General features: G+C 69.6%; 20 protein-coding genes. 9 read left to right on the plus strand and 11 right to left on the minus strand.

Going from position 1 to position 22,105, the window contains the following annotated elements; all coding sequences use genetic code 11:
• Positions 1-71: 71 nt before the first annotated feature.
• From Pth03_RS28590 to Pth03_RS28610, 5 genes are all read right to left on the minus strand, one after another.
• Positions 72-1,322, minus strand: coding sequence for an esterase/lipase family protein (locus Pth03_RS28590; protein WP_203947510.1), 1,251 nt, complete (start codon positions 1,320-1,322; stop codon positions 72-74).
• 113 nt (positions 1,323-1,435) lie between these two features.
• On the minus strand, positions 1,436-2,338 hold the full coding sequence (locus Pth03_RS28595; RefSeq protein ID WP_203947511.1) for a TIGR03619 family F420-dependent LLM class oxidoreductase: 903 nt from the start codon (positions 2,336-2,338) through the stop codon (positions 1,436-1,438).
• Between the two features lie 15 nt (positions 2,339-2,353).
• A complete protein-coding gene (locus Pth03_RS28600) occupies positions 2,354-3,205 on the minus strand; it encodes an SAM-dependent methyltransferase (protein ID WP_203947512.1) in 852 nt (283 codons plus the stop codon).
• A gap of 19 nt (positions 3,206-3,224) precedes the next feature.
• Positions 3,225-3,986, minus strand: a complete 762-nt coding sequence (locus Pth03_RS28605; RefSeq protein WP_203947513.1) for a nucleotidyltransferase domain-containing protein — start codon at positions 3,984-3,986, stop codon at positions 3,225-3,227.
• Positions 3,983-4,681 carry a nucleotidyltransferase domain-containing protein gene (locus Pth03_RS28610; protein ID WP_203947514.1) on the minus strand — a complete coding sequence of 233 codons (699 nt, stop codon included), beginning with the start codon at positions 4,679-4,681 and terminating at the stop codon, positions 3,983-3,985. The genes Pth03_RS28605 and Pth03_RS28610 overlap by 4 nt, the downstream gene beginning before the upstream one ends.
• A gap of 87 nt (positions 4,682-4,768) precedes the next feature.
• On the opposite strand from Pth03_RS28610, the gene Pth03_RS28615 reads away from it, so the two are divergent.
• Both Pth03_RS28615 and Pth03_RS28620 read left to right on the plus strand, forming a co-directional pair.
• Complete coding sequence (locus Pth03_RS28615; RefSeq protein WP_203947515.1) at positions 4,769-5,113, plus strand: winged helix-turn-helix transcriptional regulator; 345 nt, start codon at positions 4,769-4,771, stop codon at positions 5,111-5,113.
• Positions 5,106-6,584, plus strand: coding sequence for an LLM class flavin-dependent oxidoreductase (locus tag Pth03_RS28620; protein WP_203947516.1), 1,479 nt, complete (start codon positions 5,106-5,108; stop codon positions 6,582-6,584). The genes Pth03_RS28615 and Pth03_RS28620 overlap by 8 nt, the downstream gene beginning before the upstream one ends.
• On the opposite strand, the gene Pth03_RS28625 is transcribed toward Pth03_RS28620, so the two are convergent.
• A complete protein-coding gene (locus Pth03_RS28625) occupies positions 6,530-8,191 on the minus strand; it encodes an AAA family ATPase (protein WP_203947517.1) in 1,662 nt (553 codons plus the stop codon). The genes Pth03_RS28620 and Pth03_RS28625 overlap by 55 nt on opposite strands.
• A gap of 126 nt (positions 8,192-8,317) precedes the next feature.
• On the opposite strand from Pth03_RS28625, the gene add reads away from it, so the two are divergent.
• Both add and Pth03_RS28635 read left to right on the plus strand, forming a co-directional pair.
• Positions 8,318-9,298 carry an adenosine deaminase gene (add, locus tag Pth03_RS28630; RefSeq protein WP_203947518.1) on the plus strand — a complete coding sequence of 327 codons (981 nt, stop codon included), beginning with the start codon at positions 8,318-8,320 and terminating at the stop codon, positions 9,296-9,298.
• Between the two features lie 128 nt (positions 9,299-9,426).
• Entirely contained in the window at positions 9,427-10,704 is a 1,278-nt protein-coding gene (locus Pth03_RS28635) for a hypothetical protein (protein ID WP_203947519.1), read from the plus strand.
• Between the two features lie 14 nt (positions 10,705-10,718).
• Here the strand turns inward: Pth03_RS28635 and nhaA are convergent, their stop codons facing one another.
• On the minus strand, positions 10,719-12,602 hold the full coding sequence (gene nhaA / locus Pth03_RS28640) for a Na+/H+ antiporter NhaA (RefSeq protein ID WP_203947520.1): 1,884 nt from the start codon (positions 12,600-12,602) through the stop codon (positions 10,719-10,721).
• A gap of 175 nt (positions 12,603-12,777) precedes the next feature.
• Here nhaA and Pth03_RS28645 point away from each other — a divergent pair, with 175 nt between their 5' ends.
• Both Pth03_RS28645 and Pth03_RS28650 read left to right on the plus strand, forming a co-directional pair.
• Positions 12,778-13,548 carry an ATP-binding protein gene (locus tag Pth03_RS28645; RefSeq protein ID WP_203947521.1) on the plus strand — a complete coding sequence of 257 codons (771 nt, stop codon included), beginning with the start codon at positions 12,778-12,780 and terminating at the stop codon, positions 13,546-13,548.
• A 234-nt stretch (positions 13,549-13,782) separates the two neighbouring features.
• Entirely contained in the window at positions 13,783-14,757 is a 975-nt protein-coding gene (locus tag Pth03_RS28650; RefSeq protein WP_203947522.1) for a sulfotransferase family protein, read from the plus strand.
• Between the two features lie 13 nt (positions 14,758-14,770).
• On the opposite strand, the gene Pth03_RS28655 is transcribed toward Pth03_RS28650, so the two are convergent.
• Entirely contained in the window at positions 14,771-15,646 is an 876-nt protein-coding gene (locus Pth03_RS28655; protein WP_203947523.1) for a hypothetical protein, read from the minus strand.
• A 251-nt stretch (positions 15,647-15,897) separates the two neighbouring features.
• On the opposite strand from Pth03_RS28655, the gene gnd reads away from it, so the two are divergent.
• Entirely contained in the window at positions 15,898-17,334 is a 1,437-nt protein-coding gene (gnd, locus tag Pth03_RS28660) for an NADP-dependent phosphogluconate dehydrogenase (protein WP_203947524.1), read from the plus strand.
• 95 nt (positions 17,335-17,429) lie between these two features.
• On the opposite strand, the gene Pth03_RS28665 is transcribed toward gnd, so the two are convergent.
• Positions 17,430-19,016, minus strand: coding sequence for an MDR family MFS transporter (locus Pth03_RS28665; protein ID WP_203947525.1), 1,587 nt, complete (start codon positions 19,014-19,016; stop codon positions 17,430-17,432).
• A 104-nt stretch (positions 19,017-19,120) separates the two neighbouring features.
• Here Pth03_RS28665 and Pth03_RS28670 point away from each other — a divergent pair, with 104 nt between their 5' ends.
• The gene (locus tag Pth03_RS28670) at positions 19,121-19,681 is read left to right on the plus strand and encodes a TetR/AcrR family transcriptional regulator (protein WP_203947526.1); all 561 of its coding nucleotides are present in this window, start codon (positions 19,121-19,123) and stop codon (positions 19,679-19,681) included.
• A gap of 34 nt (positions 19,682-19,715) precedes the next feature.
• On the plus strand, positions 19,716-20,114 hold the full coding sequence (locus tag Pth03_RS28675) for a nitroreductase family deazaflavin-dependent oxidoreductase (protein ID WP_203947527.1): 399 nt from the start codon (positions 19,716-19,718) through the stop codon (positions 20,112-20,114).
• Between the two features lie 41 nt (positions 20,115-20,155).
• Here Pth03_RS28675 and Pth03_RS28680 read toward each other — a convergent pair whose 3' ends face one another.
• Positions 20,156-20,857 carry an SDR family oxidoreductase gene (locus Pth03_RS28680; RefSeq protein ID WP_203947528.1) on the minus strand — a complete coding sequence of 234 codons (702 nt, stop codon included), beginning with the start codon at positions 20,855-20,857 and terminating at the stop codon, positions 20,156-20,158.
• Between the two features lie 89 nt (positions 20,858-20,946).
• Positions 20,947-22,083, minus strand: a complete 1,137-nt coding sequence (locus tag Pth03_RS28685; RefSeq protein ID WP_203947529.1) for a sensor histidine kinase — start codon at positions 22,081-22,083, stop codon at positions 20,947-20,949.
• Positions 22,084-22,105 lie beyond the last annotated feature (22 nt).

Genomic DNA, 22,105 nt, shown 5'->3' on the forward strand with positions numbered 1-22,105 from the left:
AGTGCTAGCGAATGGAGCCATTATCGGTCATCCCTGCCCCCGGTCGTCGCCGGCCCGCCCGCGGGACCGGATCAGCCGAGCCAGGTCGCGACCTGGTTCATCGCCGAGGAGGCCCAGCCCAGCTCCAGGTGGTTGAGGCCGAGGATCGCGGGGGTCGCGCGGTTGGCGATCCCGTCGGGGGCGGTGCAGCTGGCGACGAACACCGCGCCGTCGGAGGGCCCGGTGTGCTCGTTGTGCAGAAGCGCCATGTCGGGCGTGTTGCCGCAGAGCTGGTAGACCGGCACGCTCGCGGGAGTCCCCGCGTTGATCAGCGGCACGACCAGCGATCCCCGGTCGATCGCGTACTGGATGCCGCGGCCGGCCGTGTAGAAGCCCGTGCCCCCGTAGTAGGTGGTGTACCAGTCCTGCTCGGTGACCGGCAGCGGATAGACGTCGTCCCAGCGGTAGAGCATGTCGTCGGAGCCGGGATAGGCGTCGCCCTCGTAGCTCAGGTCGGTGTGCGTGCGCCACAGGCCGTAGCAGACCATCTTGGTGTGCGGAGCGGGCGCGTTGAGCGTGCCCCCACATTCCGGAAATATCGCGAAATCGTGGGTCCAGCCGTGCCGATATCCCCAGTCGAATCCCTTGTTGGGGCCGCCGAGCAGGATCAGCTTCCGCACGTCGCCCGCGTACGGCGTACCCCACGACTTGCGCAGGGACGAGACGTACATGCGGGCGTTGAACGCGCCCTTGGACCAGCCGACCACGTCGACCTGCGCCGCGCCCGTCTTCGCCCGGATCAGGGCGACGGCGTCGCCGATCTGCTCCGACCAGTAGTAGCCGTCACCTGTCGTGTGGGGGAAGCCGATCGCGAAGACCTTGTAGCCCTTGCCGTTCAGGCTCTGCATGAGCCCCGTCGTCGGGCAGCTCGCCTGGCCGCAGCCGTACGCGCCCGCGGCGTTCGGGTTGGCCCATGCCTGGTCGGCGGTCTGGTTGGCGCCGTGCACCAGCAGGACAGGCACGGGCTTGGTCCCGGTCTGCCATCCCGGCGCGGAATAGAGGAGGAAGCGCGAGGAGTGCGGCCGGGCGACGTCGCCGAAGAAGTGCTTGGTCTGGCCCGTCTGGTCGCCGCGCCCGTCCGACGGATAGGTCTCCGCCTGGAAGCCGCTGGAGTTGTCCTTGTAGCGCTCGACGCGGGCCCAGCCGTTCTGGATCCCGGATGTGTAGGCGGCCTCCAGCGTGACCGAGGTCGTCGCGGCGGCGGGCGAGGACGGGGTCGCGAGCAGGGTGGCCGCCATCAGGCCCAGCGCCGCTGACAGCCGCCCCCAGGAACGTCGTTTCATCGCATCTCCCTCTACGGTTGTTCGGGCACACGTTCGCCCGGCGCGGGAGACCGATCAATGTGGGCGGCACACATGCCGGCGCCGCCGCCGATGGCGGAGGCCCGGCCTTCAGGTCATAGGGCGGCGAGGAATGCCTGGGCGAGCTCCAGCAGGTGGTCGTCGTCGCGGGCGGTGAGCTGGAGGTCCACGAAGACCTCATGGACTCCCGCGGCCTTCACGGCGGACAGGTAGCCGGCGATCTGCGCGACCGTCCCCGTCCGCGGCACCCGGGCGTCGGGGGCGGGCTCCTCGGTGACGATCGGGTTGCAGCGCAGCGCCACCCGGATCTCGTCGGGGTCGCGGCCCGCCCGCCGCGCGCTTTCGCGGATGGTGTCCCACATGGACGTCAGCACCGGGATCGGCAACGCCGCGGGCAGCCAGCCGTCGGCTCTGCGCCCGACCCGTTCCAGCGCGGCGGGGGTGAACCCGGACAGGTAGACCGGGAGCCTACCCGCGGGCTTGGGGAAGATGTGGCTGGGCGTGATCGCCCATCGGTCGTCCTCGTACGCCACCGGATCGGCGGTCCAGACGGCGTGAAGCACGTCGAGGACAGCGTCCAGGCGCGACCCTCGGGATCGCCAGGGCACTCCGACGGCCGCGTATTCATCGGACGACCAGCCCAGGCCGAGCCCGGCACGCAGCCGGCCGCCGCTCAGCTGGTCGACCGTGGCGAGCGAGCGGGCCAGCAGGACGGGCGGGTACCAGCAGGCGTTGAGCACGCTGCTGCCGAGCCGTACACGCGTGGTGACCGCGGCGGCGACCGACAGCACGGCGATCGGATCGAGGAAGACCCGGTGGGCCTCGGGGATCGTGCCGTCTCCGCCGGGATAGCGATCCTTGGGCGCGAGCGGGGTCATGAGGCGGTCGCCGACCCACAGGCTCGCGAATCCGAGCGACTCGGCCTCCCGCGCCACGTGCCGCACGCTGTCGAGTGACGCGAAACGCCCGTACTGGGCGAGTGCCAGACCGATCTCCACGCGGGATCCTCGCTGTCAGGTCTTGCGGCCCACGCCGCAGAGGATGAGTGACCTCTCGGGCGGGTCGAACAGATGCGGCTGGTCAGGTCGCCACTGCGGCAGCCAGACCAGGCCCGGATCCACCAGGTCGAACCCGTCGAACAGTGCTTCGATCTCGAGGCGGCTGCGCAGCACCAGAGGAGCGGCGGCGTTCTCGTAGACCTTCGTGCCCGTCGTGACCGCCTCGGCCCGGGCGTCGCGGGTGCCGTGCGACATGACGAAGTAGCTGCCCGGGGGCAGCGCGTCGCGCAGGGTCGCGACGATGCGCGCGGGATCGTCCTCCTCACGGATGAAGTGCATGATCGCGACGAGGAGCAGGCCCACCGGCCGGCCGAAGTCGATGGCCTTGACGACGTCCTCGTTCTCGAGGATGTCCTCGGGCCGGCGGAGATCGCCCTCGACGACCACGGTGTGCCCGTCCGCCTCGGCCAGCAGCGCCCTGGCGTGGCCGAGCACGACCGGGTCCTTGTCCACGTAGACGACCCGCGCGTCCTCGACGACCTCGGAGGCCACCTCGTGCACGTTGCCCTGTGTGGGCAGGCCGGTGCCGATGTCGAGGAACTGGGTGATGCCCTGGCGGGCAAGGAAGCGTACGGCGCGGCCGAGGAAGGCTCTGTTCTCACGGGCGGCGAGTCTGAGCTCCGGGGCGACGGACAGGATGCGCTCCGCCGCCTCGCGGTCGGCGGCGAAGTTGTCCTTGCCGCCCAGGTAGTAGTCGTACAAACGCGCGACGTTGGGCGTGGTCGGATCAAAGGCCCAGGATCGGCGGTCTCGCCTCAAAAGAGGACTCCCCTGATACTTCTCTCTTGATCTTGCAGAGGTCAGCATATCCAGCGTGTCCGAATTGTCAGCGTGGGGGGTCAGACAGGCGGGTCCGTACGACCAGATCGTGCAGAGCGTCCTGCGCGGAGGGCCGTTCCGGCAGGTGGGAGTGGTCGCGTGCGGCCTCCAGCTCGGCGGTCAGCGCGTCCAGGTCGCGGTCCAGGACGTCGGCGCCGGGGGCGTCGCCGGGCAGTGCGCCGTGCTCGGCCGCGCGCTTGGCCGCGACCAGCTCGGCGAGGTATGGCGGGCCGCCGTCCATGAGCCCGGTCAGGTCGGCGACGAGCCGGCCGGTCCGCATCAGGTGGATGCCCGTGAGCAGCACCCGGAACGAATAGAGAAGCGGCTTCAGCTCGCCCGTCTTGGCGAACAGCCGCCGCTGGGTGCGGGCGAACCCGAGGTAGTGATGGGCGTGATGGCGGGTGAGGCACGCCGGGGCCAGGGCCGTGAGCTCCTCGTGGACCGGCGACGAGGCCACCACCAGCGGCGAGAGCAGCTGCTCGAGCACGTATCCGTTGCGGCCGAGCAGCAGCCGGCTGAACTTGGCGAGGTCGTGGGTGACCAGGTCGACCTCGACGCCTTCGCGCACCCAGGAGCGGGTGACGGTCTCCTCCCCCGGCCGCAGCCCGACGACGTCCTCGACGGGCAGGATGTGCACGCCGCGCAGATCGACGTCGGAGTCCCTGGACGGGAAGCCGTACAGGTGCGCGCCGCTGACCGTCGCGAAGGCGAGCGGATGCGGCTGCTCGCCCGGAATGCGGTCCAGCCAGCCCGGCAGCACGGCGGTCACAGCGCCGACCTCCGTACCCGGGCGAGGAAATCCTCGATCACTTCCTTGTCCGGCTCCTCGGGGAGCGCGCTCCCTTCTTCTGTCGCCGCCGCGAGTTCGCCGGTCAGCTCCGCGCGCCAGCGCCTCGCCTCCTGCCAGCCGGTCTCGCCGTGCCGTACGGCGAGCAGGCGCTCGCGGAGGCGGTCGTCGACGCGGACGAGCGGCTCACCATGGCGCACCAGGTGCAGGCCGCCGGCCAGCAGACGCAGCAGGTGCATGGCCATCTTCCTGAAGCGGAGCTCGCCCGCGAACCGGGCGTCGGGCCCCTGCGGCCCCCGCGATTCCAGGCGGCGGAACTGGTCGTCGGAGTAGGCCGCGAACGTGCGCTCGGCTGCCCGGGACAGGAAGGCCCGCCGGATCGCGAGCAGTTCCTCGCCGACCGGGGTCGTGTGCTCGACGATCGGCGACCACAGGCACTCCAGGACGGTCGGGTTGGCCCGCATCGCCAGCACGCAGAAGCGCTCGATCTCCCAGGAGAACTGCTCGGGCATGGGGCCGTCCACGTGCGTGGGCGGCTTGTCGAGACGCCAGAACATCGGCGTGGGGACCACGAAGACGCCCCGCCGGTCCACGTCGGATTCCTCACCGTCCAGCCCGTAGGCACGGGAGCCGGTCACGACCGACAACACGGCGCCCTCCGGCATCTGGAGCTCCATGGCGAGAGATCATGCCATACCAGGACACTTCCACAATGTAAGTAACTTCTCGAAAGTAAGCTATGCTGTCCGGCGGTGATTTGATTCATGACGACAAAAGATGATTTCGAGGCGCGCTGCCCTTCGTTCCAAGCCGCGATCGAGCTCGTCGGGCGGCGCTGGAACGGCGCCATCCTGATGGCCGCGCAGGAGGGTGCGCGCCGCTACAGCGAGTTCCTCGCCGCGGTGCCCGGCATCTCCGACCGGGTGCTCGCCCAGCGCCTGCGCGAGCTGGACGCCGCCGAGGTGCTGGTCCGCGAGGTGCAGCCGACGACCCCCGTCCAGATCACCTACACACTGACGCAGCGAGGCAAGGAGCTGGCTCTCGCCGTGCAACCACTGGTCGCATGGGGAGATCGCTGGCTCGGGAGAGGCACGGACAACGATGGCTGACTTCGGGCACGAACTGTGGTTCGGAGCGTTCCTCACGCCGGACGCGGCCGGGCACCACCGGCTCGTACGGCAGGCCACGATGGCCGAAGAGGTGGGGCTGGACATCATCGGCGTGCAGGACCACCCCTACCAGCCGTCGTTCCTGGACACCTGGACCCTGTTGTCCGTCCTCGCGGCCCGTACGTCGCAAATCCGGCTATTTCCTGACGTGGCCAATCTGCCGTTGCGCCCGCCGGCCGTACTCGCCCGCAGCGCGGCCTCCCTCGACCTGCTGAGCGGCGGCCGGGTCGAGCTGGGCCTGGGCGCGGGAGGGTTCTGGGACGGCATCGCGGCCATGGGCGGCCCGCGCCGCACTCCCGCGGAGGCGGTCGAGGCGCTCGAGGAGGCCATCGCGGTCATCCGCGCGCTCTGGACGCCCGGGCAGGCCGCCTCCCTGAACGGCAGGCACTACACCCTGGACGGCGCCCGGCCGGGGCCGTTCCCCGCGCACGAGATCGGCCTGTGGATCGGCTCCTACAAGCAGCGGATGCTGGAGTTGACCGGGCGGCTCGGCGACGGCTGGGTGCCCTCGTCGGGGTACGCGGCTCCGTCCGAGCTGGACGCGATGACCGCGATCATCGACGCCGCCGCCGAGAGCGTGGGCCGCGACCCGGCCGAGATCCGGCGCGTCTACAACGTCAACGGCCACTTCTCCGGCATGTCGGGCGGCGGTTTCCTGTCCGGCCCTCCGTCCGTGTGGGCGGAACAGCTCACCGAGCTCGCCCTGCGGTACGGCATGAGCGTGTTCGTGCTGGCCAGCGGGGACGACCGCGACCTCAAGACGTTCGCCCAGGAGGTCGCACCCGCGGTGCGCGAGGCCGTGGGCCGCGAGCGCGGGACGGGCGCGCCCGCGCCGCAGCAGGAGCACACGGCCTTCGCGCCCGTGACCGTGCTCGACGAGACGACCCGGCCGCGGTCGCCCAAGCGCGACATCAACGCGCTGCCTCCCGCCCAGCGTGCCAACGGGCAGCGCCTGGTGCTCATCCACGACCACCTGCGTCAGGAACTGGCGCAGATCAGGGACGCCCTGGAGCAGGTCGCCGACGGCCAGGGCGACGCCGCCGCCCTCCGCTCGATGATCAACCAGCTCACGATGCGGCAGAACTACTGGACCCTCGGCACCTTCTGCGCGTCCTACTGCCGCCTGCTGACGACCCACCACACCATCGAGGACGAGCACATGTTCCCCATGCTGGCCCAGGCGGAGCAGGAACTTGCGCCGGTGGTGGAACGCCTGGAGGAGGAGCACGAGGTCATCGCGAGCCTGCTGACCGGGCTGGACGCTGCGCTCGTCGCGATGATCGAGGACCCGGAGCAGCTCGGCGGCGTGCGCGAGCAGGTCGACCTGCTGTCCGACGCCCTGTTGTCACACCTCCGCTACGAGGAGGAGGAGCTGGTCGAGCCACTCGCCCGGCTCAACCTCGACATCTGACCCCCGGACATCTGACCCCTGGGCATCTGACCCCAGGCGAACACGTCGTCCAGATCGAAGAGGAGCACCTCGTCCGGCGCGCGCTCGGCCTCCTCGACCAGTGCGTCGGAGAATCCGTACATCGAGAAGAGGGCGAGCCTGGCGTCCGCGGCGGGGCGCTGCCGGGCGAGGAGGTCACGGATCCGGCGCAGGCGTTCGAGGTCCTGCCGGCCGCGTTTGCGCTGGGTCGCCTTCACCTCGCCGATCACGACGACCGGGGCGTCCTTGTGCCGGGCAAGCCTGAACTCCTCGATCCCCACGAGATCGACTTCGCAGTTCTTCCTGACGTCCGGGTCGTGCACGACCGTCCAGCCGTAGTCGCCCACCTTGATGCCACGGTTGCGGAGCAGTCGCATAGCGGTGACGTCGACGACCTCCTCGAAGGCCGGGCCGAGCACCTGGGAGCGGAAGGCGCCCGCGAGGCGCTTCCAGACCTCCGGAGCGTCCAGCTCGCCCCCACCGAGCATTCGCATGGCGGGCTCGACCACCGCGTAGTGGAACCGCACGACGGGATCGCGCAGCCGCAAGACGTATTTGCTGTTCGGGAAGAACTCCTGGCGCTCCTCGACGTATCCCATCGCGACCAGCCGGTCGATGATCGGCTCCAGCTCCTCCTTGGGCTTGCCGAGCCGCCCGCCCACCTGGGCCGCCGTCGTGGCACCGTCCGCGATCTGCTCCATCGCCTGCTGGTAGATCGCCTTGTCCCCCGCCCGCGGGTCCTCTCTGAGGAGATGCCAGATCTCGGTCTCCGTGAAAAGGCCTGACTCCGAGGTGAACATCGTCTGCACGATCCAGGCGTCCAACTCGGCCAGGGTCCGCGGCGGACGCAAACCCGTCCGCTCCTCCGTGAGATCGAGGTATCCCGGGGCGCCGCCAATGACGGCATGCAGGAGGAGGGCTACCTCGTGGTTTTCGATCCTCCAGAAGCGGGCCATGTCGACGTGGTCGAACGGCTTGACCGTCATCGTCCAGGCGAGCCTGCCGAAAAGCGGCCGGGAGCCGTGTCCCAGCTCGTGCATGATCGACATCGCCGAGCCGCACAGCAGCAGCTTCCCGTGAATGGCCCGGTCGAAATACCCGAATTTGATCCCGCGGGTGGGGGTCGGCCGCAGCATGCGGCTGTCGTAGAGCTGGTGAAGGATCGACTGCAGCACGGGGGTTTCGCGTAGCAGGTACGGAAACTCGTCGATGACGACAGGCGGAACCATGTCGTCGGTCCTGCGCGCGAAGGTGAGGTCCATCGCCAGCTCGAGAAGTCGGTCCCAGGTGTCGGACTGGCCGAGCGGCATCGTGCCGATCTCGGCGGCCCGGCCCGGCTCGTACTCGGCGATCGCCGCTCGCAGCCGTCCCTGCGCCTCCAGCAGGCCGTCCTCCTGTCGAGCCTCGTAGTAGAGACCCCCGGCCTGCTGTACGAACTCCTGGAGCAGATAGGTCTTCCCCGCCCTGCGCCGACCCGTCACCGCCGCGATCGCCGTCCCTGGGCGGTCGACGGGACGTGGTCGCAGGAAATCCGAGAGGATCTCCCACTCACGGTCACGGCCCATGATTTCCGCGGGTTTCTGCAGCATGCGTTCAGGGTAAAGAAGGCTTCCCTTCGCTGACCTGCGAACACGACGATCAGTCCGGCTCATGAAGCGACACGGGTGAACAAATCAGGTGCGAGCGGACGCGGTCCTTCTCTAGCGTCGGTACCCGTGCGCGACCTCACCCGCCTCCCCAAGGCCCACCTGCATGTTCACCTGGAGAGCACGGTCAGATGGGAGACGCTCAGAGAGATCGGAGCGGCGAACGGCGTGGACGTCCCCGGCCACCCCGGTGACGCGGCCTTCTCCGGATTCCGGCAGTTCGCCGACCACAACTCCCTCGTACGGCACTGCCTGCGGCGGCCTGAGGACTTCCACCGGATCGCGGCGGAGTTCTGCGAGGACGAGGCGGCGCAGGGCACGGGCTATGCGGAGGTCACGTTCACGGCCGCCTCCCACGGCGAACGCCTGGGCGACCTGGAGATGCCCCTGGAGGCCGTGCTGGCCGGCCTCGCGGAGGGACGAGCGGCCCACGGCGTGGAGACCCGGGTGCTGCTCGACCATTCGCGGCGGCGTTCACTCGACCGGGCGTGGCGCACGGTGAAGCTGGCCACCCGCTACGCGGCCGGCGGCGTCGTCGGTGTGGGGCTGGCCGGCGAGGAGACCTATCCGGCGGCGCCGTTCACCGAAGTGTTCGACGCCGCACGCGAGGCGGGGCTCCACGTGGTGCACCATGCGGGCGAGGCGTGCGGCCCCGACAGCATCCGGGAGGCGATCGCGCCGGGCGGCACCGAACGGCTGGGCCACGGCATCCGCGTGCTGGACGACGACGACCTCGTCGCCGAGGTGCGCGAGCGGGCGATCCCCCTGGAGGTGTGCCCGACGTCGAACGTCGCCCTGGGGTTCGTCCCGTCGTTCGCCGCCCACCCGCTCCCCCGGCTGCGCGAGGCGGGGCTGGTCGTCACGCTGAACACCGACGTGCCGTCGATCGTGGGCACGTCGCTATCGCAGGAGTACGCCCAGGTCGCGGAGACGTTCGGGTACGGCGAAGCCGTGATGGCCGAGTTCGCCCGGGCGTCGGTGGTCTCGTCTTTCGCCCCGGCCGCGACGAAGGAGCGGCTTCTCCGCGGAATCGACGCCTGGCTGGCATGACCTCGATATCCCACAAATCACCGCAATAAGCGCAGTCACGAATGTGAGCAGGCGTTTCGCCCCGGACGATGCCCACATTCTGGAATGATCTCCTAGATATCCTGTCGGAGATCGAAAGACAGTGACTGATGCCACCTATTGATCAAATCACCACTTTCACATCGGACCATCCGGTCGGCACCGTCATCATCTGCGTGCTCGCCCTCGCGCTCCTGACCTTGATTTTCTTCGTGCTGCGCGCCGCCTACCGCTCGGTGAGCCGGCTCGTCCGCCGCTACGCCGCCGGCCGCCCGGCGGAGGACATCCTGACGATCGTGGCCGCCAGCATCGCCACCGGCGTCTCCGCGCAGGGCATGTGGCGCTTCTCCGGTGACGTGCTCAAATTCGACGGCCCGCTGCGACTGCTGCTTTTCGCCTTCATCGAAGTGGCCGTGATCACCAGTGCCGTCCGGGCCCGCCGCAACATGCGCGAGAACTACTCGGCCGGCATCGACGGCATCGCCGTATGGGCCCTCACCTGCCTTTCCGCTGTGCTGTCCAGCATGGACGCCGACAGCCTCGCCGAGGCGATCTTCCGCCTGGCCGCACCGCTCGTGGCTGCCTGGTTGTGGGAGCGCGGCATGGCGATCGAGCGGCACCGCATCACCGGGCGGGCCCGCATCAATTGGCGGCTCACGCCCGAGCGCGTGCTGGTGCGGGTCGGCCTGGCCGAGGCGAGCGACCGCACCGCGAGCGAGGTGGACGCCCACCGCAGGCTCACCCGCGTCGCCCTGGCGGCCAAGCGCGCCCGCGCGCTCCGCGAAGCCGGGGCGTCGGACAGGAAGATGCGCGCCGCCCTCCTCAAGCTCGACAAGGCGATGGACCGGGCCGTGGAATACACCGGCCTGGCGGTCGACGAAAACCGGCAGGAGGCGCTTTTGTCCCAGATTGGAGCGCTCTATAACACCGCCGCCCTCATCGACCTGAACCCGCCCGTTCCATGGGCCCCGGAGGCGGAGGAGGCCGTGGCGGTGGTCGAGCCGCATGCCGTACTCGTCCATCCCGCGCTGCCCGCGGGGGCCGCCGCCCCTGCGGTCGACGACGAGGACGAGATCCGGGCGGCCGACGCCCCTCCGCCGGTCGTGGACCCCGCCCAGCGCGGCGCATGGATCCGGGCGGCCCGGGACTACTGGGACCAGCAGATCGAGCAGAAGTGGGTGCCCAGGGCGGCCGACATCGCGGAGGAGGTCGGCGTACCGGTCGACACCGCCAGGGAGTTCCGCGCGTTGTGGAAGCTGGAGCCGAAGGCGCACGCGCTGATCGAGGCCGCCTATCACGAGCACGGCATCGTCGACACGGGCACCTTCCCCGCCATATCGGTGCCCGAGCCCGCGCTCAGCGCCAACGGCTCCTCCCCCGCCCGCTGAACTGCCGCCGGCGCCTACGACCTCAGGGCCACCCGCACCCGGGCCGACCGGACGGCGGCCGACAACGTCGTGATGTCGTAGGCGCCGTGGTGCCGCCGCCCGTTGATGAAGAACGTCGGAGTACCCGACACGCCGCTCAAGTCGGCCGAGTCCGTGTCTTCGGCGATCCGGTCGGCCCCCACGTGCTCCTTCAGATCCCGGCGGAAGCGTTCGAGGTCCAGGCCGATCTCCTCGGCGTAGGACAGAATCTGGTTCACCTTCAGGTCGCCCTGGTGCGCGAGAAGCAGGTCGTGCATCTCCCAGAAGGATCCCTGCTCGGCCGCCGCCTCCGCGGCCTCGGCGGCGAGCTGGGCTGACGGGTGCACGTCGCGCAGCGGGAGGTGCCGCCACACGTAGCGCAGGTCGCCGAAGTCGGCCAGGAGTTCGCGGACGACCGGCTCGGCGAGGCCGCAGTAGGGGCATTCGAAGTCGCCGTATTCCACGAGCGTCACCGGGGCGTCCTCGGGGCCGCGCATGTGGTCGCGATCGGGATCGACGGGAGCAACGAGGTCGACGATGCTCTCCGCCGTCCCGAGCAGCACCCGCGCCCGCGTCTTGGGCCGCAGCAGAGCCGTGGCCCGCGAGACGATCCACGTGATGAGCGAGGCGCACAACGCGGCCGCGAGGATGCCGAACTTGGCCTCTTCGAGCTCGGCGCCGGTGAAGGCGAGCGTGGCGATCAGCAACGACACGGTGAACCCGATGCCGGCGATCGTGCCGACGCCCGCGACCGCCGCCCAGCCGACCGGCGGGCGCACCCGGCCGCGGCTGAGCCGCGTGACCAGCCAGGTTGAGCCGATGATGCCGATCGGCTTGCCCACCACATAGGCGATCAGGATGCCCAGCGTGATCGGTGAGGTGATGGCCCGCGAGAGGAACTCCCCGCTGAGCGGGATGCCCGCGTTCGACAGCGCGAACAACGGCACGATCACGTAGCTCGTCCACGGGTGGTAGAGCTGCTGGAGCCGGTGGTTCGGCGAAACCGCCTTGGCGACCCCGACGCTCGCCGAGCGGGCCAGCTCGGCGGTCGGCTGCTCGCGGAACGACCGGAACAGGTCGGTGGCCCGCTCCAGGTCGTCCCTCGCCGCCGGCGACGCGCCGGTCACCAGGCCCATGGCCAGGCCGATGACGACGGGCTCGACGCCCGACTCGAACAGGCCGACCCAGGCGGCCACGCCGAGCCCGGCGTAGACCAGGCCCTGCCGTACGGACCTGGACTTGAGCAGCAGCATCAGCGCGAAGATCACGGCGACGATCAGCAGCGGATACGGCGACACGTGCTCGCTGTAGAAGAACGCGATGACGCACAGCGCGATCAGGTCGTCGACGACGGTGACCGTCAGCATGTAGGTGTGCGCCCGGGAGGGCAAGCGGGAGGCGACCAGGGTGAGCATCCCCAGCGCGAAGGCGGTGTCGGTCGACATCGCGGCGCCCCAGCCGTGCACCGACGGCCCGCCGCCGTTGAACACCAGATAGATCGCGACGGGCACGACCATGCCGCCGATGCCGGCGAGGACCGGAAGCACGAGCCTGCGCCGGTCGCGCAGTTCCCCCATGTCGAACTCGCGGCGGGCCTCCAGGCCGACCACGAAGAAGAAGAACGTCATCAGACCGGTGTTGATCCAGTGGCGCAGGTCCTGGGAGACGCCCACGTCGCCGAGCCGTACCGACAGCGGGGCACCCCACACCGCCTCATAGGACCTGAGATCGATGTTGGCCCACGCCAGCGCCGCGATCGTGGCGGTCAGGAGGATGGCGGCGCTGCCCGTCTCGGTGCGCAGGAACTCCCGCAGCGGCGTCTCGAGACGCTGCTTCCACGCGGTGCTGCCGGAGAACGATGTCTCTCGCGGTTCGGTCACCTTTCCTGAGACATCTGTCGTCGGCGCCACATTCCCGGACCTGTTTCTCATTTCAGGAATTATTCGGCACAGATGGCTCGAGGACATTCCACGCAGGCAACCACACTCATACCTTCCTGTGACATCTCCCTCCGATTCGGGGGCGTCCTATCGGTGGGACGACAGAGGAGGTTCGATGGAGATCTCGGGGGACGGGGCGGGCAACCGCGTGGCCCGGCTCGCCGGCGCGCGCGAGCAGGTGCGGCACGCGCGCAGACTGGTGTCGGCCGTGCTGGGCCGCGATCACCCACGACACGACGACTGCGTACTGCTGGCCAGCGAGATCGTCACCAACGCGGTCGTGCATTCCCGGTCGGGCCAGGGCGGCACGTTCGTCATCACCGTCTCCCGCCTGCCCGACAGGGTGCGGATCACGGTCAAGGACGACGGGTCGGCCGGGCCGCCGTGCGCGGGCCACGCGGTCCCCGACGGCACCGGCGGGCGCGGCATCCCGCTGCTCGACGCCCTGTCGGACCGGTGGGGCCTGGTCAGGGAGGACGGCAGGAACGACGTCTGGTTCGAGATCTACGGCGAGGCCGCCCCCGGGCCCTCAGGAGCCGATGACGGCGACGCGGGCCGCGCAGATCTGAACCACCTCGAAGCCGTGGCCGGCCACGGTGAACTTGTCACCCACCTTGACGTTCACCGTTCCCGGTTCGCCCGCCGCGCCGCCGAGCAGCGTCAGCGTGGCCTGCTGTCCGGTGACCGAGTTGATCGCGGCACGGGCGCCCTCAGGCAGGGGGTAGGTGCCGCCCTGGAGGATGTGGACCGCACCGGAGCGGTCCGTCCCGGCGCAGCCCTCGGCCTGCTCCCCTCCGCCCTGGCAGGCCGCGGCCGACGACGAGAGCGCGAGCAGGGCCGAGGCCAGGACGGCTCTCCTCATGACAGGGCCTCCAGGTCCGCGTAGCCCGGGCCGCCGGCCTCGATCAGTGCCGTAGACGGCCCTTGCCGCACGCTGATCGCGGCTTTCCTCCGGATCCTGGTGGATCATGACCATCACACTACCGACGATCACCGCCGATGATGCGAAAAATGCCCCACGCGGTAGAGCCCGCCACTTGGTGGTACACCAACTCCGAACAACACTTAGCAGGAGGTGATATTTCCAACTATTTTTGTAGGGAAGATGGAGGATTGCGACATGGCCCTTCCTGACTTCCTGGTGATCGGGGTACCGAAGGCCGGGACGACCGCCCTGCACACCGCGCTGGCCCGTCATCCGGCGCTGCACATGTCGGCCGTCAAGGAGCCCAAGTTCTTCCTGACCGACGGGCCGCCGCCGGCGAGAGGCGGCCCCGGCGACGCGGAGACCTACCGCGAGCACGTATGGCGACGGGCCGACTATGAGGCGCTGTTCGCCGGTGCGCCACCAGGGGCGCTCCGGGGCGAATCCACCCCGTTCTACCTCTACGACCTGGTCGCTCAGCGGCGGATCAGGGACGCGATACCGGACGCCCGACTGATCGTCACCCTGCGCGATCCCGTCGAGCGCGCCCACTCCAACTGGACCCACCTCTGGTCGGCAGGGCTGGAGCCGATCGGCGACATCGTCGAGGCCTGCGCCCGGGAGCGGGAGCGGATCGCCGCGGGCTGGGCGCCGTTCTGGCACTACGTCTCACTCGGCAGGTACGGCGAGCAGCTCGGGCACCTGTTCAGCCTGTTCCCGCGCGAGCAGGTGCTGCTTTTCCGCTACCGCGACCTGGTCGATCGCCCGGCCGACACCCTCGACCGCATCTGCGTTTTCCTCGGCGTCGAACCGGGGCTGGTCGACGAGGTGCCCCGCGAGAACGTCACGGCGCACCCTCCGGAAACGCGCCGCCACGAGCTGCTCTCCCAGCTCGTACGGCTCGGCGACCGGTTCCTGGGGCAACGGCTCACGGCCCCCCTGGAGACGCTCCTGCAGCGGAACGGGCAGGCGCGGCAACCGCTCACATGGGCCCAGCGGCAGGAGTTGCTGTCCTATTTCGCCGCCGACATCGCCCTTCTCCAGGAGGTCACCGGGGACGACTTCAGCGACTGGTTGCGCCCGCGCGAGCGGTCGGGCGGCCTCGTGGGCACCCGGCCGTCGGGCCAGCGGCAGGCGCGCAACGGCCGGCCCAAGGGGAGGCCGGCCTAGGCGGGCCGCGGGATCAGCGCAGCTCGGTCCGCAACTCGTGGGCGCCGTCCTCACGGGTCAGTTCGTAGTAGAGCCGGTGGCCGCCCTGCACGGGCACGACGCTCAGATAGCGCAGGCCTCCGCCGGCGTACTCCGACTGCGCCGCAGGGCCGGTGCCCGTCGCGGTCAGCGTGGAGGGGTCCGGGCCGATGGCGACGCCGGTCCGCTCCTCGTAGTTCTCCTCGGCCGAGGCCCGGCCGTCGTAGTAGGCGATGACCGTCTCGCCGGTGAAGGTGACCTCGCTGACGCGGACCCCGCGGGAGTCCCAGAAGCCGGGCCGCCGGTCGAGTGCCGTGCCCTGCCAGGCCCAGTCGAGCCCGTCCGTGCTGGTGGCGTAGTCGGTGACCATCTGGTCGGCCTCCTGCGCGTCCTCCAGCGGGTGGCAGGACGCCCACAGGTGCCACAGGCCCTCGTGGTGCACGATGACGGGGTCCTTGACCCCTGTCTTGAGGTCTCCGGGGAGGACCACCTTGGCGACGGCGGGGTCGAACTCGGCGGGGTCCGCCGCCTCGAGGACCTCCACCCGCCAGTGCTTGGTGCCGTAGGTGGCGCAGCTCAGATAGAGGCGCCACATGCCCTCGGGCGTCAGCACGAGCGTGGGCCGCTCCAGGGATTCGGTGTTCATCTGCTCCTTGGTGATCGTGAGCAGGGTCTCGAAACGCACGCCGTCGGCCGATCTGGCCACCTCGATCGCATATCCGCGACCGGCGCCGATGGGCCGCCGGAGCCGGTAGGCGAGGTAGATCCATCCGTCCTTGCTGACGGCACTGGGTGCGCCGGCCCAGAATCCGGGCCCGTCCCCCGGCGGGGGCACCGCGACGACTGACCGCTCCGGCTTCGGTATGAACACTCGATCTCTCCGTTGACTCACATGTTTGACTGATTCACGTGATGACCATGGTCAGCCCGGCCTCGGGCATCCCTCCTCTTAACAGAGGAACAAGGCGACTGCCAAGCATTTCCCGGCACCGACTGCCATCTCTATAGAAAACCTGTCGGATTAGCCGGGTTTTGTCATGATAGGCGACCCATGCAAACCGTGACTCGGGATCAGCCCTCCCGCTTCCACCGCGACCCGTCCGCCAGGTATATGACTGGAGCATGGAAAAGGCAGACATCGGAGTGACCGGACTCGCCACGATGGGGCGCAATCTGGCCAGGAACTTCGCTCATCACGGATACGTGGTCGCGGTGCACAACCGCACCGAGGAGCGCACCAGGCAGCTCATGGACGACCACGCCGGCGAGGGCGCCTTCCTCCCCTCAGGGTCGGTCGAGGAGTTCGTCGCCTCCCTCAACCGGCCGCGTAAGGCGATCATCATGGTGAAGGCGGGAGCGCCCACCGACGCGGTGATCGAGGAGCTGGCCGCCTACATGGAGCCGGGCGACATGATCATCGACGGCGGCAACGCCAACTACGAGGACACCCGCCGCCGCGAGGCGGCGCTGAAGGAGCGCGGCCTGCACTTCGTGGGCACGGGGATCTCCGGCGGCGAGGAGGGCGCGCTCAACGGGCCGAGCATCATGCCCGGCGGCGCGGCCGAGGCCTACAAGACGCTCGGGCCGCTGCTGGAGGACATCGCCGCCAAGGTCGACGGCACCCCGTGCTGCGTGCACGTGGGCCCCGACGGCGCGGGCCACTTCGTGAAGATGGTCCACAACGGCATCGAGTACTCCGACATGCAGCTCATCGCGGAGTCCTACGACCTGCTGCGGCAGGCCCTCGGGCTCAGCCCGGCCGAGCTCGCCGAGATCTTCCGCGAGTGGAACCGGGGCGAACTGGAGTCGTACCTCATCGAGATCACCGCCGAGGTGCTCGGCCACGTCGACGCGGCGACCGGCAGGCCGTTCGTGGATGTCGTGGTGGACCAGGCCGAGCAGAAGGGCACCGGCCGCTGGACGGTGCAGAGCGCCCTCGACCTGGGCGTCCCGGTGACCGGCATCGCCGAGGCTGTGTTCTCGCGCGCCCTGTCGGGCCACCCCGACCAGCGGGCCGCGGCACGCGGGCTCGCCGGGCCGGACGCGACGGCCAAGCCGGAGGCCGGCGTACACGCCGACCTGGTGGAGGACGTGCGGCGGGCGCTCTACGCATCGAAGATCGTCGCCTACGCCCAGGGCTTCGACCAGATGGCCGAGGCCAGCAAGGAGTACGGCTGGGACATCGATCTCGGCGCGATGGCCACGATCTGGCGCGGCGGGTGCATCATCAGGGCGCGCTTCCTCGACCGGATCCGCGCGGCCTACGACGCCGACCGGAAGCTGCCGACACTGCTGGTCGACCCCACGTTCGCGAGCGCGCTGTCGGAGGCGCAGGACGCCTGGCGCCGCGTGGTCGCCACGGCGGCGACGATCGGCGTGCCGACGCCGGGCTTCTCGTCCGCGCTCGCCTACTACGACGGCCTGCGCAGGGACCGCCTGCCCGCGGCGCTGGTGCAGGGCCTGCGGGACTTCTTCGGCGCCCACACCTACCGGCGGGTCGACCGGGAGGGCTCGTTCCACACGGACTGGTCGGCCGACCGCACGGAGCACTCCGCGTGACAGGCAGATGAAACGCAAGAAGACGTGGTACGGCTCACGCCCGCGATGGGCGTGAGCCGTACACGTCTCCCGGAAGGTACGTGCTGAACAAGCCGTTACTCGACGGCGAGAGCGAGGGGCTGCTGCTCCTCACTCTGGGTGGAGTTGCCGCCCCGGAGCGGGATCTCCTTGATGAAGAAGGCGACGATCGGCACCAGCACGGCGAACACGACCGCCCAGCCGAAGACCGAGCTGATGGAGCCGGCAAGCGACTCCAGGAAGCCGGCCTTGATCTGCGGAGGCAGCTGGCCGAGCGCGGCCGTGCTCATCTGACCGCCACTCGCGCTGACCGCCGCGGCGGCCTCCGGGCCGATCTTCTCGGTGAGGCTCTTCGTCAGGTGCTCATTGAAGATCGCGCCGAAGAGCGAGATGCCGAACGAGCCGCCGATGGACCGGAAGAACGTCGAGGCGCTGCTGGCCACGCCGAGGTCCTTCTGCTCGACGCTGTTCTGCGCGATCAGCATGCTGGTCTGCATCAGGAAGCCCATGCCGAGGCCGAGCACGGCGATGAAGATGCCGGTCTGCAGGGTGGTGGTGTTGACGTCCTGCAGCGACAGCAGCCACATGCCGACCGCCATGATGACGCCGCCGATCACCGGGTAGACCTTGTACTTGCCGGTCTTGGTGATCGCCCGGCCGACGAAGAGCGACACGACCATCATCGCGCCCATCATCGGCAGAAGGAGCAGGCCGGAGTTGGTCGCCGAGGCGCCCTGGACGGTCTGCTGGAACAGCGGCATGAAGCTGATCGCGCCGAACATCGCGAAGCCGAGCAGGAAGCCGACGACCGACACCAGCGAGAAGTTGCGGTTCTTGAACACGTGCAGCGGCATGATCGGCTCGGCGGCGCGCCGCTCGATCGGGATGAACAGCGCGAGCGCCACCACCGCGAGGACGATGAGGCCGATGATCTGCCAGGAACCCCAGGCGTAGCCGTGCGCCTGACCACCCCACGAGGTGATCAGCACGAGGGCGGTGATGCCGACGGTGAGGACGGCCGCGCCGAACCAGTCGATGCGGTGCTCGGTGCGCTTCCTCGGCAGGTGCAGCTTGGCGATCAGCCACAGGAGGGCGACGCCGCCCAGCGGCAGGTTGACGTAGAACGCCCAGCGCCAGTTCAGGTGGTCGGTGATGAAGCCGCCGACGAGCGGGCCCGCGATCATCGCGAGCGACATCATCGCAGCCATGATGCCCTGGTACTGACCGCGCTCGCGCGGCGGGACCAGGTCGCCGATGATCGCCATCACGTTGACCATGAGGCCGCCCGCGCCGAGACCCTGCAGCGCGCGGAACGCGATGAGCTCGGTCATGCCGTCGCCTGTGCCGCCGAAGAAGGCGGAGCCGGCCATGCCGCACAGGGCCGAGCCGATCAGGAACAGGATGATCGAACCGAGGAAGATGTTCTTGCGCCCGTAGAGGTCGCCGAGCTTGCCCCAGATCGGGGTCGATACCGTGGTGCCCAGGACGTATGCCGTGGTCACCCAGGTGAAGTATTCCAATCCGTTGAGCTCGGCCACGATCCTCGGCATCGCGGTACCGACGATCATGTTGTCCAGCATCGCCAGCATGATCGCCAGCACGAGGCCGGGGAGTACGACCATTACTTCCTTGGACCGCGCCGGCGCGGCCGCGGTTTCCGTCATCAGATGAGTGCCCCCTCGAGAGACTTACTAGCCGACCGGCTAGCGCACGGACTAAGGTATTCTCCTTACTTGCCGGCCGTCAAGTTAAATAGGGGCAAACAGACATGGGTGCACAAACCAACACGCGTACCCGCATCCAGGATGTCGCCATCAAGCTCTTCACCGAACAGGGCTACGAGGCCACCTCCTTGCGGGAGATCGCCGAGGCTCTCGGGGTGACCAAGGCCGCGCTCTACTACCACTTCAAGACCAAAGAGGACATCGTCGCCAGCCTCTTCGAGGACCGGCTCGACTCCGTCCACGGGCTCGTCGCCTGGGCCAAGGAGCAGCCCCGCACTCCGGAGACCCGGCGGGAGATCATCAGGCGATACGCCGCGGACATGACCCGGCGCCGCCACCACGAGGTCATGCGGTTCATGGAGCGCAACCAGACCGCCCTCCGCGGGCACGGCAAGGCCGAGGAGATGCGCGAGAGCATGACCGATCTCCTCAGCGTGCTCTGCGATCCCGGCGACTCGACCGCCGTCCGGCTCAAGCGCTCGATGGCGATCTTCGCGTTGCACGCGACCTGGTTCGTCCTGGTCGACGACACGCTGACCGACGAGCAGCGCATGGCGGCCGCCCTCGACGTCGCCCTGGAATTGATCGAGGCGCCCGCCGGTTGACCACTCTCATAAGCAGAGGGAAAGGTGAACGGGCATGTTCGGCAAGGAGCACCTCGAGCGTTATCTCGCGACCGACGGCGAGGAAGGGTACGAATGGCGGGGCACCACGATCGCGATCCTCACCACGACCGGCCGCAAGTCGGGTGAGAAGCGCAGCACCCCGCTGATCTACCAGGAGTACGGCGACGCCTATCTGCTCGTCGCCTCCCAGGGCGGCGCCGACGACCACCCCCTTTGGTACAAGAACCTCGTGGCCGATCCCGAGGTCGAGCTCCAGATCAAGGGCGACCGGTTCAAGGCGAGGGCCCGCACCGCCACCCCCGAGGAGCGGCCCGGCATGTGGCAGACGATGACCGCCGTCTGGCCCGACTACGACGTCTACACGACCCGGACCTCCCGTGTGATCCCGGTGGTCGTGCTCGAGCGCGTCTGACGATTCGCCCGGGCCGGCGCCTGCCGGCCCGGGCCGCCCGCCTACCAGGGAAGCGCGCCCTCGTCCTCGAGAAAGGCCCCCGTGGGGCCGTCCTCCCCCAGCAGAGCCAGCCGTATGGCGACGGCGGCGCCCTGCTCGGCGGTCCGGTGACCGGAGTGCCCGTTGAGGTCGGTGGCGCAGTAGCCGGGGTTGCAGGCGTTGACCTTGATCGCCGTGTCCTTGAACTCTTTCGCGTAGCACAACGTGATCATGTTGAGCGCGGTCTTGGACGACTGGTAGGCGACGCCGTTGAGCCAGTAGAAGGGGCTGTCCGGGTCGGAGGCGAACGTGAGCGAGCCGACCTCGCTCGAGATGTTCACGATGCGTCCCGCCGGCGACCTGCGCAGCAGGGGCACCATGGCGTTGGTCACGGCGACGACCCCAAACACGTTGGTCTCGTAAACCCGCCGGGTCGTCTCCAAAGGCGTCCCACTGGGCGTGGGACCACCCTGCGCGATGCCCGCGTTGTTGACGAGGATGTCGAGCACTTCGTGTTCCTTTTCGATGAGCTCCGCCGCGGCGGCCACCGAGCCGGGCGAGGTGACGTCGAGCTGGACGAACGTCGCGCCGAGCCGCTCGGCCGCCTCTCTCCCTCTGCCGGGGTCGCGGGCACCGGCCAGCACCGTGACGCCCGCCGCGCGCAGCCCCTTGGCGATCTCGAAACCGATCCCCTTGTTCGCACCTGTGATCAATGCTGTCGTCATGCGACCCACCTTCGGGGGCCGGCGGGCGGCCCGGGAGAGACCCGCGCATGCTGGGATCGCCGATACCCCCCGGGGCTCCGCTCCGGCGGTCAGGGGGCCCCGTCCGGCAGGTGCCGGGGGATGCGGGCCGTCAGGGCGAATCCGCCCTCCGGCGTGGGCCCCGAGGTGAGCCAGCCCCCGACCAGGTTGACCCGCTCCTTAAGCCCCACCAGGCCGAAGCCCGACTGGAGCAGGACGTCGTGCCGGCGCCTCGGCCGCCCCTCCCAGGGGCCGTTCACCACGGAGACGCTCACGACGTCGTCGTACACCTCGCAGACCACCCGCACCTGGGCGCCCGGAGCGTGCTTGCGCACGTTGTTGAGGCCCTCCTGGACCACGCGGAAGCAGGCGTGCTCGGCCTGCCGGGTCAGGGTGCCCGGGGGCACGTCGAGGTCGAGGGAGATTCGCAGGCCGGTGGCGTTGCCCTCGGCGACCAGCTTGGCGATCGCGTCCAGCCCCTCCGCCGAGGCGGGCAGGTCCGAGCGGCGCAGCACCGTGAGCAGCTCGCGCAGCTCGGTCAGGGCGCGCACGCCCTTGTCCTCGATGCCCCTGGCCAGCTTGCGTATCTCGCCGGGATCCTCGTTGTCCTGGATGATGCCGGCGTTGAGAACCATCACGGTGACCGCGTGGGTCACGGTGTCGTGCAGCTCGCCGGCGATGCGGCGGCGTTCGCGTGAGGCGGCCTGCTCCTCGCGCAGCCACATCGTGTCGTTCAGCTCGTGCACCAACCCGCGGAATCGCCGCTCCCCCTGCCCGATCATCGCCGGCAGGAAGACGAAGACCAGGGCGTGGAAAGCGCTCATGAAAAACATCCCGTCGGGGCCCGCGCCCAGGTAGTCCGTCGCGGCGAAGACCGCCGCCAGGCCCGCGGCGACCGGCCGCCACCGGGCGACCCCGCCCACGGCCGTCATCGAATAGGCGGCGGCCGCCAGCGCCGCCCCCTGTCCCGTGAGGGCCGCGCAGGCGATCGCGCCGACGATCGAGGGCCAGACGGCGCGCCGCCGTACGAGCAGGGTGAGGGCGGCCACTACGGCGGACACGACCGCGAGCCACGGCGGCACGGGAAACCAGTGGTACGGCCGCAACAACGTGTGGGGAATGGTGTACGCGACCACGGCCAGCGCGAGCAGCGCGTCGACGATCCGGCCGCGACGCCGTGAGGCGAACCCGGCCCTCATCTCCCCCATGACGCTAGTTTGTGGCTTTGAC

This window comes from Planotetraspora thailandica (assembly GCF_016863335.1).
Classification (GTDB): Bacteria; Actinomycetota; Actinomycetes; order Streptosporangiales; family Streptosporangiaceae; genus Planotetraspora; species Planotetraspora thailandica.